This window comes from Stakelama marina, assembly GCF_018122655.1.
GTDB lineage: Bacteria > Pseudomonadota > Alphaproteobacteria > Sphingomonadales > Sphingomonadaceae > Sphingomonas > Sphingomonas marina.
The window spans coordinates 260,354-274,393 of sequence record NZ_JAGRQC010000002.1 but is presented as its reverse complement, the minus strand read 5'-3'; the positions used below and the strand labels follow the sequence as shown (position 1 = coordinate 274,393).

At 64.7% G+C, this 14,040-nt stretch carries 13 protein-coding genes and 1 tRNA gene; 6 read left to right on the top strand and 8 right to left on the bottom strand.

Annotated elements, in window-relative coordinates:
• Positions 1 to 4: 4 nt before the first annotated feature.
• Positions 5 to 616: a redoxin domain-containing protein gene (locus J7S20_RS07815; protein WP_284053681.1), complete on the bottom strand. Its 612-nt coding sequence runs from the start codon at positions 614 to 616 to the stop codon at positions 5 to 7.
• Positions 617 to 636: 20 nt separating this feature from the next.
• Positions 637 to 2,694 carry a protein-disulfide reductase DsbD family protein gene (locus J7S20_RS07810; protein WP_284053680.1) on the bottom strand — a complete coding sequence of 686 codons (2,058 nt, stop codon included), beginning with the start codon at positions 2,692 to 2,694 and terminating at the stop codon, positions 637 to 639.
• Positions 2,695 to 2,768: 74 nt separating this feature from the next.
• Here J7S20_RS07810 and J7S20_RS07805 point away from each other — a divergent pair, with 74 nt between their 5' ends.
• Together J7S20_RS07805 and J7S20_RS07800 are read left to right on the top strand one after the other, a co-directional pair.
• Positions 2,769 to 4,442 carry an alkaline phosphatase family protein gene (locus J7S20_RS07805; RefSeq protein ID WP_284053679.1) on the top strand — a complete coding sequence of 558 codons (1,674 nt, stop codon included), beginning with the start codon at positions 2,769 to 2,771 and terminating at the stop codon, positions 4,440 to 4,442.
• Positions 4,443 to 4,527: 85 nt separating this feature from the next.
• Entirely contained in the window at positions 4,528 to 6,183 is a 1,656-nt protein-coding gene (locus J7S20_RS07800; protein ID WP_284053678.1) for a S10 family peptidase, read from the top strand.
• A gap of 59 nt (positions 6,184 to 6,242) precedes the next feature.
• Here the strand turns inward: J7S20_RS07800 and J7S20_RS07795 are convergent, their stop codons facing one another.
• The 3 genes from J7S20_RS07795 to cpdR form a co-directional block, all read right to left on the bottom strand.
• A complete protein-coding gene (locus J7S20_RS07795) occupies positions 6,243 to 7,124 on the bottom strand; it encodes a mechanosensitive ion channel family protein (RefSeq protein WP_284053677.1) in 882 nt (293 codons plus the stop codon).
• Between the two features lie 133 nt (positions 7,125 to 7,257).
• Positions 7,258 to 7,332 (bottom strand) — tRNA-Val (locus J7S20_RS07790).
• A 68-nt stretch (positions 7,333 to 7,400) separates the two neighbouring features.
• Complete coding sequence (cpdR, locus tag J7S20_RS07785; RefSeq protein ID WP_284053676.1) at positions 7,401 to 7,784, bottom strand: cell cycle two-component system response regulator CpdR; 384 nt, start codon at positions 7,782 to 7,784, stop codon at positions 7,401 to 7,403.
• A 100-nt stretch (positions 7,785 to 7,884) separates the two neighbouring features.
• On the opposite strand from cpdR, the gene J7S20_RS07780 reads away from it, so the two are divergent.
• A complete protein-coding gene (locus J7S20_RS07780) occupies positions 7,885 to 8,742 on the top strand; it encodes an N-formylglutamate amidohydrolase (protein WP_284053675.1) in 858 nt (285 codons plus the stop codon).
• A gap of 188 nt (positions 8,743 to 8,930) precedes the next feature.
• Here the strand turns inward: J7S20_RS07780 and J7S20_RS07775 are convergent, their stop codons facing one another.
• The 3 genes from J7S20_RS07775 to J7S20_RS07765 are packed head-to-tail and all read right to left on the bottom strand — an operon-like array spanning position 8,931 to position 11,753.
• Positions 8,931 to 9,485, bottom strand: a complete 555-nt coding sequence (locus tag J7S20_RS07775) for a cytochrome b (protein ID WP_284053674.1) — start codon at positions 9,483 to 9,485, stop codon at positions 8,931 to 8,933.
• Positions 9,486 to 9,490: 5 nt separating this feature from the next.
• Positions 9,491 to 10,267, bottom strand: a complete 777-nt coding sequence (locus J7S20_RS07770) for a SapC family protein (RefSeq protein WP_284053673.1) — start codon at positions 10,265 to 10,267, stop codon at positions 9,491 to 9,493.
• Between the two features lie 34 nt (positions 10,268 to 10,301).
• Entirely contained in the window at positions 10,302 to 11,753 is a 1,452-nt protein-coding gene (locus J7S20_RS07765; protein WP_284053672.1) for an FAD-binding oxidoreductase, read from the bottom strand.
• 91 nt (positions 11,754 to 11,844) lie between these two features.
• Here J7S20_RS07765 and J7S20_RS07760 point away from each other — a divergent pair, with 91 nt between their 5' ends.
• The 3 genes from J7S20_RS07760 (at position 11,845) to J7S20_RS07750 (ending at position 14,003) form a co-directional block, all read left to right on the top strand.
• Entirely contained in the window at positions 11,845 to 12,297 is a 453-nt protein-coding gene (locus tag J7S20_RS07760; RefSeq protein WP_284053671.1) for a hypothetical protein, read from the top strand.
• A gap of 87 nt (positions 12,298 to 12,384) precedes the next feature.
• Complete coding sequence (locus J7S20_RS07755; protein WP_284053670.1) at positions 12,385 to 13,761, top strand: DEAD/DEAH box helicase; 1,377 nt, start codon at positions 12,385 to 12,387, stop codon at positions 13,759 to 13,761.
• A 5-nt stretch (positions 13,762 to 13,766) separates the two neighbouring features.
• A complete protein-coding gene (locus tag J7S20_RS07750) occupies positions 13,767 to 14,003 on the top strand; it encodes a DUF1289 domain-containing protein (RefSeq protein ID WP_284053669.1) in 237 nt (78 codons plus the stop codon).
• The last annotated feature ends 37 nt before the right edge of the window (positions 14,004 to 14,040 follow it).

Sequence of the window (14,040 nt, the reverse complement as noted above, 5' to 3'; positions counted from 1 at the left end):
GCGATCAGCTCGCGTATTTCACCGAGCAACCATAGGGCCGCGTCTCGGCGACCGAGACCGCCTTACCCGCCTTCAGTTCGTCGAGGGCTGCGAGCACATGGTTGCGCGCACCCTTGATGTCGGCGACATCGGCGGTCGGCCTGTCGTCGATCCCGCCCTGATAGACGAGCGTTCCGCTCGCATCGACGATATACATGTGCGGCGTGGTGCGCGCGTCATAGGCCTTTCCGACCACGCCCCTGGGATCGAGCAGATAGTCGGTCGGCTTCGCATCCGTTTTCCTGACGAAGCTCTGCGCCTCGGTGCCGGTCATATGCCCCTGCTTGCCGGGCGCGCCCGAATTGATCGTCAGCCAGACCGCGCCGTCGGCGCGCGCCGCAGCCTGCGTTTTCTGCATGTTGCCGCTAGTGTAATGTTTCTGCACGAAGGGGCAGCCCGGGTTGTTCCATTCGAGCACCACCGTCTTGCCGCGATAATCGGACAGCTTGACGGTCTTTCCATACATGTCGGTGAGCGCGAAATCCTGCGCCTGCTGGCCGGTCACCTGCTGCGCGGCGATGGGCATGGCCGCGACCGCCGCGATCGCGGCTCCGGCGGCGAAAAGATATTCTCTCATCACGTCGTCTCCGTGGCTGTTCAGCCCCCCGGCAACGCGGTCAATTGCTGTTTGGTCAGTATCTGCGGCAGCACGTCGGGCGCGTCGCTGCCCGCAGCATACCACAGATAGAGCGGCACGCCCGCACGATTATGTCGCTCGATGAAGCGGCCCAGCGCCGGGTCGCCATCGGTCCAGTCGCCGACCAGAACCGCGACATCGGCGTCCTTGAACGCCTTGGCCACCGCATCGGTCTCTATCGCGGCCTTTTCGTTGACCTTGCAGGTCAGGCACCAGTCGGCGGTGAAATAGGCAAAGACCGGACGTCCTTCGGCGCGCAGATCGGCGAGCCGCTGCTCGCTGAACGGTTGCGCGTTCAGCAGGCCGGCCTGCTCGGTCGCGGCTTGTACGGGCGTGCGGGTGACGATGGCGAGCGCGCTGAGCGCGATCACGCCCGCCACGACCGCCGGCGCCCATTGCAGGCCGCTCGACCGCCGCTGGCGCGCGCCCGTCCACCACAGGCCGAGCGCGAGCAGCAGCGCCGCGCCAAGGCCCAGCGTCATACCGCCGACGCCCGACTGCCGCCCCAGCACCCACGCGAGCGCCAGCGCGGTCAGGAACATCGGTACCGACAATATGTGGCGCAGCGTCGCCATCCACGGCCCCGGCCTTGGCAGCATCGCGCGCAGTCCAGGGACGAATCCGATCAGCAGGAACGGCAGCGCAAGGCCAAGCCCCAGCCCGGCGAATATCGCGAGCGCGGCGGCAGTCGGCAGCACCAGCGCCGCGCCGAGCGCGACGCCCATGAACGGCCCGGTGCAGGGGGTCGCCACGAACGCGGCGAGCGCGCCGGTGGCGAACGCTCCGCTCGGCCCTTTCGCGGCGGAACGGTTCACGAAGCCCGGCGCTGCCAGCTCGAACAGCCCGGCAAGGTTGAGCGCGATTCCCGTGACGAGCAGCAGCAGGAACAGGATCACGCGCGGGTCCTGTAGCTGGAATGCCCAGCCCACGCTCGATCCCGCCGCGCGCAGTGCCAGCAGCGTGGCCCCCAGCGCCACGCACACGATCACCACGCCGGCGGTGTAGGCAAGCGCTTCGCCCCTTGCATCGCTTTCGGTCTCGTTCGCGCGCGCAAGGCTCAGCGCCTTCAGGCTCAGGATCGGAAAGACGCACGGCATGATGTTGAGGATCAGCCCACCGAGGACCGCAGCGGCAAAGGCGAATGCGACCTTCGTCCAAATGGAGTCGCCGTCCGGGTTCCCGGTCTTGATGGCAGGCGGTACCGTTCCCGGTGTTGCCGAAACCATGAAGCCCTGCCCGCCGGCGATTTTCAGCACGCCCTCGACCGGCTTGGCGAAGGAGCCGGCCGCCGCCGTCTCGACGACCAGCCGGTCGCCGTCGCGGGCCACGGATTGCGGCGCGTCGTAATCGACCGCGCCGTCGGTCAGCGGAAAGAAATAGGCACCGGCGGCATCGGCGCTCGCGGGAAAGGGTATCGCGACGCGAAATTTGCCGTTCGCGATCTGATAGCGTGCCGGCGATCCAAGCGGCCTGGGCAGTGCGCGCCGCCAGCGGTCGAACTCGGCGCGGCGTTCGGGCGGTACGGCGCCGTCGCCGACCGTCAGGCTCGTCGAAAGCTGCTTGCTTTCGGGAACGCAGATTTCGCGCGTGCAGACGAGATAGTCGAGCTTTACCGCCACCGGAAGCTTCGTACCCGGCGTTGCGTTCGCCGGGACGGTCAGGTCAACGAGCGGCGTGTACGGCCCCTCATAGACATAGTTCATAATCCCGCCGATCTTCAGCGTCTGCGGGACCGGCCAGCGGAAATCGCCCGCGCGCGCGCCGTCGGGCAAGGTCCAGTCGGCGCGCATGGGAATGCCGGCGCCGCCCGGATTGACCCAATAGCCGTGCCAGCCCGGTTCGGGATCGGCCGCGATTCCCAGCGTCACCGTGCTGCCGGGGGCGGGCGTGTCGGTTTCGGCGACCATGCGCATGGCGATATGGTTGCTCTTGCCGACCGCCTGGGCGGAAACCGGCGCGGCGAAGGTAACGAACACTGTCGCCAGCAGCGTCACAATTGCGAAACGAAGCGTCTGCATCACCATCCTTGCCGTGGGGGACGATCGCCCATACCAACCACGATCATTCCTAGCCGTCACCGGAGCAGCTTGCCATGCGTTTCGCCCGTTCAGCGATTGTCCTTTCCGCACTTCTCGCCGGTTCGGCGGCGATGGCGAACCCTGCCGGTGTTCCGGCGGCTGCCCCGGCGCAAGCGACGCCTGCTCCTTCGCCGGAAGCGAAGCCCAAGTTGGTCGTCGTGATTTCGGTCGATCAGTTTTCCGCCGATCTGTTCGCCGAATACCGCACCTATTTCTCGGGCGGGTTCGCGCGGCTGCTGCAAGGCGCGGTGTTTCCCTCGGGCTATCAGAGCCATGCCGCCACCGAGACGTGCCCGGGCCATTCGACGATCCTGACCGGCGACCACCCGTCGCGCACCGGCATCATCGCCAATGACTGGATCGACCTCAATACGCCGCGCGCGGACAAGACGGTCTATTGTGCCGAGGACGAGAGCGTGCCGGGCAGCAATTCGGACGATTACACCGTTTCCGACAAGCATCTGAAGGTGCCGACGCTCGGCGAGCGGATGAAGGCCGCCGATCCGCGCACGCGCGTCGTCTCGGTCGCGGGGAAGGACCGCGCGGCGGTAATGATGGGCGGCCACGACGTTGACGAGCTGTGGTGGTGGGACGGCAAGAAATATCGCAGCTATGCCGGCCGCACCGAACCCGCCGCGGTCACCCGCACCAACAAGGCGGTGACCGCGGAGATCGAACAGGCGCAGCCGCCGCTTAAAATGCCGCCCGTCTGTCAGGCGCATTACCGCGCTATCCCGATCGGCGATGGCAAGAGCGTCGGTACCGGGCGCTTCGCCCGCGCCGCCGGCGACTACAAGGCGTTTCGCGCGTCGCCCGAATTCGATGGCGCCACGCTCGCGCTCGCCGCGGCGATGATTCAGGACATGAAGCTGGGGCAGGGGCCGGCGACCGACATCATCGATATCGGCGCGTCGGCGACCGACTATGTCGGCCACAGCTACGGCACCGAAGGCAGCGAGATGTGCCTGCAACTGCTGTCGCTCGACCGTGACCTCGGCCAGTTCTTCAAGGTGCTCGATGCGACCGGCGTCGATTATGTCGTCGCGCTGACCGCCGATCATGGCGGCAACGACCTGCCCGAGCGCGAGAATATGCATGCGATCCCCGGCGCCAAGCGCGTTGATCCGTCGATTTCGGCGAAGCTGGTCGGTGACGCGATCGCCAAGAAGCTCGGCCTGTCCGAAAACCCGCTCCATGGCAGCGGGGTGGGCGACATCTGGATCGACCCGAAGCTCGGCAAGGCGCAGCACGACGCCGTTCTGGCCGAGGCGGCGGCGCGTTACCGCGCCAATCCGCAGGTCGCGGGCGCGTTCACCCGCGATCAGATCATGGCGACGCCGGTCGTCCACACCCCGCCCGAGACGTGGACGCTGCTCGAGCGTGCCCGGGCATCCTACTACCCTGCGCGGTCGGGCGATCTGGTCGTGGCGCTGAAGCCGCGGATCACGCCGATTCCCGATCCGACCAGGGGCTATGTCGCCACGCATGGCAGTTTCTGGGATTATGACCGGCGCGTGCCGATCCTGTTCTGGCGCAAGGGCATGGCGGGCTTTGAACAGCCGCTGTCGGTCGAAACCGTCGATATCATGCCCAGCCTCGCCGCGCTGGTGAAGCTGCCGCTGAAGCCCGGCGATGTCGATGGCCGCTGCCTCGACCTCGACGCGGGTGAGGGCAACAGCTGCGATTGACGGTACGGAATCCGGCTCCCTTCCTTGCGCGCCGCTGTGCCGCGGTGCACAAAGCGTCGGTAACGACAGCAAAAAGGGAGTCGGAATGTTGAAGCGGATCCTCATGGGAACGGCGCTGGGCTGCGCCATGGTTGCGATGACGGCAGCGTCGGCGCAGGAAACAGATAGCCCGCAATCGTCCCGATCCGCGAACAAGCCCGGCCCCGAAAACAGCTCGCCCGAATTCGGCGTGCTGTTCCAGCCGCAAAGCTCGACCACCGACGGGTCGGTTTCGGTCGAAGGGCGCCGCGTCGATTACAAGGCGGTGGCGGGTACGCTGATCGTGCATCCCGAAGGATGGGACGATGCCGCCTGGCGTGAACAGGCGCATAGCGACCTGGGCGACAAGAAGGGCGAGCCCAAGGCCGAAGCCTCGATGTTCTACACGGCCTATTTCAAGAAGGGCGTGCCGTCGGCCGATCGTCCGATCACCTTTCTCTACAATGGCGGGCCGGGATCGGCGACGGTGTGGCTGCACATGGGCGCGTTCGGCCCGCGCCGCGTGCTGACGCCGGGTGACAAGCACATGGCCGCCGCGCCGTATAAGGTCGTCAACAACGCCTACAGCCTGCTCGACGCGTCCGATCTCGTCTTCATCGACGCGCCGGGCACGGGGTTCAGCCGCGTCGCCGGCAAGGACAAGGAAAAGGCGTTTTTCGGCGTCGATGCCGATGCGCATGCCTTTGCCCAGTTCATCAAGGGGTTCCTGTCCAAATATGGCCGCTGGAACTCGCCCAAATATCTGTTCGGCGAAAGCTATGGCACGCCGCGCTCGGCGGTCGTCGTCAACGAACTCGAGACCAGCGACGATATCGATTTCAACGGCGTGATCCTGCTCTCGCAGATCCTCAACTTCGACCTCTCGATCGATACGCCGCAGTTCAATCCGGGCAGCGATCAGGCCTATATCGTCGGCCTGCCGACCTATGCCGCGACCGCGTGGTACCACAACAAGCTGCCCGGCGGGCGCCCGGCCGAGCTCGAGCCGTTCCTGAAGCAGGTAGAGCATTTCGCGACCACCGATTACGCAGCGGCGTTGCAGCAGGGTTCCGAACTCGACCCGGCGCGCAAGCGGCAGGTCGCCGAACAGCTCTCGAAATACATCGGTATCCCGGCAAGCTATATCTACAAATCGGACCTGCGCTTGAGCGGTGGGCAGTTCGCCAAGCAACTCCAGATCAATTCGGACCTGACCACCGGCCGTCTCGACAGCCGCTTTTCGGGCCCCGCGATGGACCCGCTCAGCAAGGATTCGGACTATGATCCGCAATCGGCGTCGATCAGTTCGGCCTATATCGCGGCATTCAACAACTATGTTCGCAAGGACCTGAACTACGGCCAGCATCAGGTTTACAAGCCGGGCATCAACGTGTTCCGCGACTGGGATTTCTCGCACAAGCAGCCGGGGATGCCGTTCGCGATCCGCGGCGCCACCAATGTGATGCCCGATCTCGCCATGGCGATGAAATACAATCCCAATCTCAAGATCATGCTCGCCGGCGGCTATTACGACCTCGCAACGCCCTTCTACGAAGGCTGGTACGAAATGCACCACCTGCCGATCCCCGACAGCCTGCAGAACAATATCAGCTATCATTACTACCCGTCGGGCCACATGGTTTATGCGCGCGAGGAAGACCTGAAGAAGCTCCATGACGATGTCGCTTCGTTCATCGGCCGCACCGACAATATCGGCGGCTGAGGCGCGCTCGCCGACGCAGGGAAAAGGCCCCGTCCGGTAATCGGCCGGGGCCTTTTTCGTCAGCTCTGCCGTGCGCCTTCGGGTTCGTCGTCGCGCACTAGCCGCAGCGGTTCCTTGAACGTGTTGGTGACATAGGGGAACGGAATTTCGATCCCCGCCTCGTTCAGCATGCGGTTGATGTTGCGGATCACCGTGTCGCGCGTCTGGTGCATGGCGAGCGGTTTCGATCCCGCCCACCAGCGCACGGTGAAATCGATCGAGCTCGAATTGAACTCGCGTGCGAACACGTCGATGCGTTTGTCGGTATTGACGCCCTCCGCGGTTCCGACAGCCTTGCGGATCACATCGCGCGCAACCTCCAGATCGGTGTCGTAAGAGACGCCGGCGACGATCTCGTGCCGCCGCTCATCCTCGTCGGTGATGATTTCGACCGGGTTCTTGAACAGCACCGAATTGGGCACGACCGACAATTCGTTCGACAGCTTGCGGACATAGGTTTCGCGCAGCGCGATATGTTCGACGCGGCCCTCTATCCCCTCGCACGAAATCATGTCGCCGATGCGCATCTTCTTGCGCAGCATGATGAGGATGCCGGCGAGGAAATTCTCGAAAATATCCTGAAAGGCAAAGCCGATCGCGACGGTGCCGATGCCCAGCCCGGCGACCAGGCTGGCCGGCGTCAGCCCCGGCAGGATGATCGTCGCCGCTATCAGGATGCCGAGCACCCAGATCGCGATTCCGATCAGCGTTTCGATCAGCCCCTGCAGGCTGGGGCGCATGCCGGTATGGCTGGTAAGCCGGTCGGCGATGTTGCGCGCGAATTTCGCGACGATCCACGTAATCAGCAGAACGACGAGCGCGATCACGAAATTGGGCAGCGCGGAAACGAGCCCGACCCACATCGACTGGAGCTGTTTCAGAAGGATGTTGAGCGTGTCCATCGGCCCGCCGTTCGTTGTGAATACGATACGACCCCAACCGAGGATTCGCGTCTGCGGTTCCCATTCGCGCGATTTCGCCCGCTGCCGGACGCAAAAAGGCCCGCCGTCCAAAGGAAGGCGGGCCTTTTAAAGATGGTGGGCGTGGCAAGGATTGAACTTGCGACCCCTGCGATGTCAACACAGTGCTCTACCACTGAGCTACACGCCCGAGGTGGCGCGCTCTAGCCGGGCTTTGCCGTTCTGGCAAGCCGCCTTTCGCGCTTTTTTATTCGTCGGTCAGGGTTCGTTGCGATTGGGCACGAATTCGCGCTCGAAAAGCCGGTCGATTTCGATCACCAGCTCGCGCAGATGGAACGGCTTCGACAGGATGCTCGCCTTGGGGACTTCCTTCCCGGCCTTCAGCGTGACGGCGGCGAATCCCGTGATGAACATGATTCGGATATCGGGGCTGATATCGCCTGCGCGCTGGGCAAGCTCGATGCCGTCCATTTCAGGCATGACGATGTCGGTCAGCAGCAGGTCGAACGGTTCCTGTTCGAGCAGGGGCAATGCAGCCGTTCCGCGGTCGACGGCGGTCACCAGATAGCCCGAACGTTCCAGCGCGCGCGTCAGATATTCACGCATCACGCGATCGTCTTCGGCCAGTAGAATCCTGAACATCACCACCCCAGTTCGACGTCATCCCTATATGCGCCAACCCGTTAACAATTTCCAGCGTTGCGCGTTGTCAGCCTTCGGTTCGCGGCATAGATTCCGGCGGGTGACGCTCGCTATCACCCCGTCGTTCGAGGTTCATGGACCGCTGAACCCGGTCAGCCCGGTCTTGTTGTCGGTGCCGCATGCCGGCCGCGAATATCCGGATGCGATGCGCGAGGCGCTGGCGCTGCCGGTATCGGGGCTGATCCAGCTCGAGGACCGCCATGTCGATGCCGTTGCGATGGCGGCGCGCCGCTTCGAAACGACGATCGTCGCGCGGCGCGCGCGGGCGTGGATCGACCTCAACCGCGCAGAGGATGCGCGCGACCCGCTGATCGACCGCGGCGCACCCAGCCGGGGCCACGACGAACCGCTGTCGCTCAAGCTGCGCAGCGGTCTCGGGCTGGTACCGCGGCGTGCCGGTGCTCGCGGGGACATCTGGCGGCGCATGCTTTCGGATGCAGAGATCCGGCAGCGGATCGAGGCGGATCATCGGCCCTATCACCAGGCGGTCGGTCAGGCGCTGGCTGCGGCGCGCGAGCGGTTCGGGGTCGCGGTGCTGCTCGATATCCACTCGATGCCGCCGCTTGGTTCGGCGCAGGATACGCCGCGGATCGTTCTCGGCGACCGGTTCGGCAAATCGGCGGGAGCGCGGCTGGTGTCGCGCGCCGATGCGGTCGCGAATGCGTGGGGGTTCCGTACCGCGCTCAACAGCCCCTATGCGGGGGGATATGTGCTCGACCGCCATGGGGCGCCCAAGGACCATATCCATGCGATCCAGATCGAGTTCGACCGGTCGCTCTATCTCGATGACCGGTTGCTCGTTCCCGGACCGGGGTTGGGCAGGGCGGCGGCGATGCTCCGTGCGCTGATCGACGCGCTTTGCGAGGAAGCCGTGCCGGCGCCGCTGGCTGCCGAATAAGCATAAAAAAACCACCTCGCGCACGGGGCACGAGGTGGCCAAGGTTCAGGGAGGAGACACGCGCAGTTGCGTGCCATACGGTCCCGCGAAAGGGGGAACACGCGACCGTACAGAAATTATATAGGCCGCTGTCCGCGCCGCTTCAAGACGCCTTGCGGCAATTCGGAGGAGACGTGCCCGGACGGCGATCAGTTGCCGGTAGCGGTGCGTCCCAGCATCCGGTCGAGAACCCTGTCGCGCAGGATGAAATGGTGCCGGAGCGCGCCCGCAATGTGGAGAACCACCAGCGCGGCGAATAGGTAGCCAGCCAGCTCGTGAAACTCGTGCGACGCACCCGCGATGCTCTTGCCGACCGGCAGCAGCGGGATGTCGAACAGTCCGAACCAGTTGATCGGCTGAGGATTGCGCGCACCGCTCGCCATGAACCATCCGCTGAGCGGCATGCCGATCATCAGGACGTAAAAGATCACCTGGACGGTCCGGGAGGTTTTTCCTTCCCACTTGGACACATGGCTGGGCAGCGGCGGCGCCGGATGGATCAGCCGCCAGACAAGGCGCCCCACGCTCAGCACCAGGACGAGCATTCCGATCGACTTGTGGAGTGGCATCACCTGTCGCGGATCGAACAGCGATTCGTGGAACAGGCCGATGATGATGTTGACGATAACGAGCAGCGCGATCGTCCAGTGGAAGGCGATGGCTCCGCGATTGTAGCGGTCGGTGCGGTCGGTCGCGCTGCTCATATATCTTATACTCCTGCGTCGGGTTGCGGCATCTTGCCCGAACGCATCTGCTCGCCGAACAGGTCCCGCATCAGGCTGAGCGACATGAGGTGCGCATAGATCAGCGGCAGCATGCCGTTCTGGACGATCTTGCGAAGCTGATCGCCGCGCATTTCGCGCAGCTTGTCTTCGTTGATCATCTGGAAACCGCGATAGATGAAGGGCTGCGGCGCGCCTTCGGGCTGGATCGAAACCTCGCCGTCCATCAGCAGGTCCATTTCGCGCAGGTCCTTGACGAACTGCGCGGTGCGCTGTCCGGCCTGTTCGAACTGTTCGTTGAACTGCATGATCTGCTTGGTGAATTCGCTCGGCTCGCCGTCGGTGAACAGCGCTTCGCCATCGTCGAATTCGCCGATCCAGTCGACGCTGGGGTCGAAGCACAGCGACAGCTCTTCGCTCTCGGGCTGAAGCCGCGCGAGCAGGAACGGATAGCGGCGGATATAGGCCGGCAGATAGACCGTGTTGTCGGTCAGCTTGCCCTCGTCATCGACGAACAGGTTGACGCCTTCGTTCAGCCCCATCAGCGCCAGCGGAACCGCGTCGTCGCCGACCGAGAAGACGATCGGCATGCGCCGCTGCACCATCGGGAATTCCTCGACGGTGACGGGAACCGCATGAACATTGGCCAGGAAGGGCGCGGTTTCGGGCGGACGCATCTTGTACTTGGCGTGGTCCTGCCGCGAAAGCGGGATCAGTTCCTTGTAGAAAAGCGGAAGCGACTGAGTCTGCGGCGCACTGGCCATTAAAAAATCTCCTGAGGAATCGTTTTGCGGGGGTCTATGGCGCGTTGCCGTTCGGTGCAAGCGCCACGAGCTTGCCGGGGTTGCAAATTCCCGCGGGGTCGAGCGCGTGCTTGATCGCGCGCAGCGCCGCGAGCCGCGCGGGTGATGCGAGCCGTTCGAGTTCGTGCAGTTTCATCTGGCCGATGCCGTGCTCGGCCGAGATCGATCCGCCCGCCGCGACAACAAGATCGTTGACGAAACGAGAGACGCCCGGCGCTTCTTTCTCGTACCAGCGATCGGGATCGGCATCGGCCGGTGCGCGGACATGGAAATGGACGTTGCCGTCGCCAAGGTGGCCGAACGCCGTCGCGTGCGTACCGGGATAGCGTTTCTCCGCGGCAGCCGCCGCTTCGACCATGAAGCGCGGCATATCGGCGACCGGCACCGATATGTCGTGCTGCACGGCGGGACCGGCGGCGCGCTCCGCCTCGGACAGCGAGTGGCGGATGCGCCAGAACGCCTCTGCCTGTGCCTCGCTCGCGGCGATGACGGCGTCTGCCACGGTACCGCTTTCGATTGCTTCGGCGATCCGGGTTTCGAGCAGGTCCTGCGGTGCTGGCGCATCGGCATCGGTCGTCACCGCTTCGATCAGCGCGTGCCAGCGATGCGTGCCCGCCAGTGGCGACCGGGTGTCGGGAATATGTTCGAGGACCAGCGCCAGCGAATCGCCGGGAATGATCTCGAAACTTTCGATCGAATCGCTCGCGCCCTGCAGCGTGCGCAGCAGCCCGAGCGCCGCCTGCGGGTCGTCGAGCCCGACCCAGGCCACGGCATGTCTCGCGACTGCCGGCACCAGCTTCAGGCTCGCCGCCGTCACCACGCCGATCGTGCCCTCCGCGCCGATCAGGAGCTGGTTGAGGTCATAGCCGCGATTATCTTTTTTCAGCGCCGACAGTCCGTCATGCACCGATCCGTCGGGCAGCACCGCCTCGACCCCCGCAACCAGCGCGCGCATCGTGCCATGGCGCAAGACCTGCGTGCCGCCGGCATTGGTCGACACCAGCCCGCCGACCGTCGCGCTGCCCTTCGCGCCCAAGGTCAGCGGAAAGCGCCGTCCGGCCTCGATCGCGGCATTGTGCAGCACTTCCAGCACCACGCCCGCTTCCGCGACCGCCAGATTGTCATCGGCCGAAAGCGACCGGATGCGGTTCATGCGCCTCAGCGACAGGATCAGCGCGCTGCCATCGGCGGGCGGTGTGGCGCCACCGACCATCGAGGTGTTGCCCCCCTGCGGCACGATGGGAACGCCCAGCTCGCGCGCCTTTGCGACGATGGCGGCTGCTTCCCCGGTGCTTGCCGGCGACAGGATCGCCGGCGCGCTGCCGTGAAAACGGTCGCGCCAATCGGTCGTCCATGGCGCGATGTCGCGCGTATCGGTCGTCACCGCCTTGTCGCCGAAACGGTCGCGGACGAAGGCGATCAGCTGGTTCTGCGCGGTCGTGGTCATGCGAGTGCTGCTATCACCGGTCGATGATTTGCGCCAATTCATCGACTGTTCAAACGTTCGGCGCTATCAACTCGCGGTCGTGCAAGCTTCCGTGTTCGCCCTTCCTCTGCTCGCCCTGCTTGGCGGAGCCGCGCCCGTTGCGGGCGTGTTCGGCGGGGGCATGGTGCAGACGCAGACCTTCACCTTCCACGAACGCATCATCATCCGCGTGCCGCGCGTCAGCGACGATCGTGCCGCCGCGCGCGGCTATTCGCGCTCGCGCTCCGTCACCTGGCACGAGGAAGACAGCGACGATTGCGTCGATCCCGGGCGCTTCGTCGGCGCCGGTATCAGCAGCGAGCGCAGCATCGATTTCCTGACCCGCGATGGCCAGCGGCTGCGCGCGAAGCTGGAGGATGCGTGTCCCGCGCTCGACTATTATTCGATGGTCTATGTGCGCCCCGGCAAAGACGGAAAGATTTGTGCGAATCGCGACTCGGTTCGCTCTCGCGCGGGCGGCCAATGCCAGATCGCTGCCTTCAAGCGCCTGGTCGCGAGCCGCTGACGCGCCGTAAAACTTGACATCACGGGCCAAATCCGCGAGCGCAGCGCTGCTGTTCTGCGCATTGCGCGCCCCTTTTCCGGACATGGTATGAATTTCGCCGATCTCGGCCTCTCAGACGAACTTTTGCACGCGGTTTCGGAGGCCGGCTATACCGAGCCGACTCCGATCCAGGCGAACGCGATTCCGTCCGTTCTGATGATGAAGGATGTCATCGGTGTCGCGCAGACGGGCACCGGCAAGACCGCCTCGTTCGTGCTGCCGATGATCGACATCCTCGCGCATGGCCGCAGGCGGGCGCGGATGCCGCGTTCGCTGATTCTCGAACCGACGCGCGAACTCGCCGCGCAGGTTGCCGAGAATTTCGAGAAATATGGCAAGCACCACAATCTGGAGATGGCGCTGCTGATCGGCGGCGTGTCGATGGGCGATCAGGTAAAGGCGCTGGAAAAGGGCGTCGATGTGCTGATCGCGACGCCGGGCCGGCTGATGGACCTGTTCGAGCGCGGGAACATCCTGCTCACCGGCTGTTCGCTGCTGGTGATCGATGAGGCCGACCGCATGCTCGATATGGGCTTCATCCCCGATATCGAAAATATCTGCACCAAACTTCCCAAGCAGCGGCAGACGCTGTTGTTCTCGGCGACGATGCCGCCGCCGATCAAGAAGCTGGCCGACAAGTTCCTCGAAAATCCCAAGACGATAGAGGTTGCGCGCCCGGCAACGACGGCGACCAATATCAAGCAGTATCTCGTGCCGGTGCGCAGCGACAAGAAGCGCGCGACGCTGCGCACGCTGCTGCGTCAGGACGATGTCCGTACCGCGATCATCTTCGCCAATCGCAAGACGACGGTGCGCGAGCTCAACAAGAGCCTGAAGCGCAGCGGGTTCAAGTCGGGCGAGATTCACGGCGACATGGACCAGTCGGCGCGGCTCGCCGAACTCGACCTGTTCAAAAAGGGTGAGGTCAACATCCTCGCCGCATCCGACGTCGCGGCGCGCGGGCTCGATATCAAGGGCGTCAGCCACGTCTTCAACTTCGACGCGCCGTGGCACCCCGACGATTATGTCCACCGCATCGGCCGGACGGGCCGGGCGGGAGCAAGCGGTGTCGCCTACACCTTCGTCACCGGCGAAGATGTCGAGAATATCGAGAATATCGAAAAGCTGATCGGTCAGAAGATCGAACGGCTGGGCAGCGCCGACGAAGCGGTCGACAAGACCGGCGGCGAAGAGGCCAAGGCCGAGGAAAAGCCGAAAAAGCGTTCGCGCGGTGGCCGCAAGAAATCGGCAGAAGCGGAACCTGTATCCGCGCCTGCGCCGTCTTCCGCGCCGAAGGAAGCGCCGAAGCGCAAGCGCGCTGCGACAAAGGCAGAGCCCGAGGTCGAACAGCCGGCGCAGGGCGAAGGCGAACTGGACTGGAACGGTCCGGTCCCGGCCTTTCTGGACGTCAAGCTCGGCGCCTGAGGCGCATGGACGACGACTTCATCGAAAGCGTTGCCCCCGCGCAGGTGATGAGTCCCTGCGTCCTTGTCTGCACGCTCGATACCGAAACCGGCTGGTGCCTCGGTTGCGGACGCACCGGCGACGAAATCGCGCGCTGGTCCGCAGTCGGCGATGCCGAGCGGCAGGCTATCCTCGACCGGCTCGGAACGCGCATGGCAACGCTCGACGCACGACTGTCGGGCCGCGAGGACAAGCAAGCCTAGCCCGGCGCGCACGTCGATAGCGGCACGGCGCGCCCGG

Coding starts and splice junctions, on each gene's coding strand:
- J7S20_RS07770 (WP_284053673.1), bottom strand. CDS start 10,267: ATGGCCAGTGCGCCGCAGACTCAGTCGCTTCCGCTTTTCTACAAGGAA.
- J7S20_RS07765 (WP_284053672.1), bottom strand. CDS start 11,753: ATGACCACGACCGCGCAGAACCAGCTGATCGCCTTCGTCCGCGACCGT.
- J7S20_RS07775 (WP_284053674.1), bottom strand. CDS start 9,485: ATGAGCAGCGCGACCGACCGCACCGACCGCTACAATCGCGGAGCCATC.
- J7S20_RS07755 (WP_284053670.1), top strand. CDS start 12,385: ATGAATTTCGCCGATCTCGGCCTCTCAGACGAACTTTTGCACGCGGTT.
- J7S20_RS07800 (WP_284053678.1), top strand. CDS start 4,528: ATGTTGAAGCGGATCCTCATGGGAACGGCGCTGGGCTGCGCCATGGTT.
- J7S20_RS07810 (WP_284053680.1), bottom strand. CDS start 2,694: ATGCAGACGCTTCGTTTCGCAATTGTGACGCTGCTGGCGACAGTGTTC.
- J7S20_RS07750 (WP_284053669.1), top strand. CDS start 13,767: ATGGACGACGACTTCATCGAAAGCGTTGCCCCCGCGCAGGTGATGAGT.
- J7S20_RS07795 (WP_284053677.1), bottom strand. CDS start 7,124: ATGGACACGCTCAACATCCTTCTGAAACAGCTCCAGTCGATGTGGGTC.
- cpdR (WP_284053676.1), bottom strand. CDS start 7,784: ATGTTCAGGATTCTACTGGCCGAAGACGATCGCGTGATGCGTGAATAT.
- J7S20_RS07815 (WP_284053681.1), bottom strand. CDS start 616: ATGAGAGAATATCTTTTCGCCGCCGGAGCCGCGATCGCGGCGGTCGCG.
- J7S20_RS07805 (WP_284053679.1), top strand. CDS start 2,769: ATGCGTTTCGCCCGTTCAGCGATTGTCCTTTCCGCACTTCTCGCCGGT.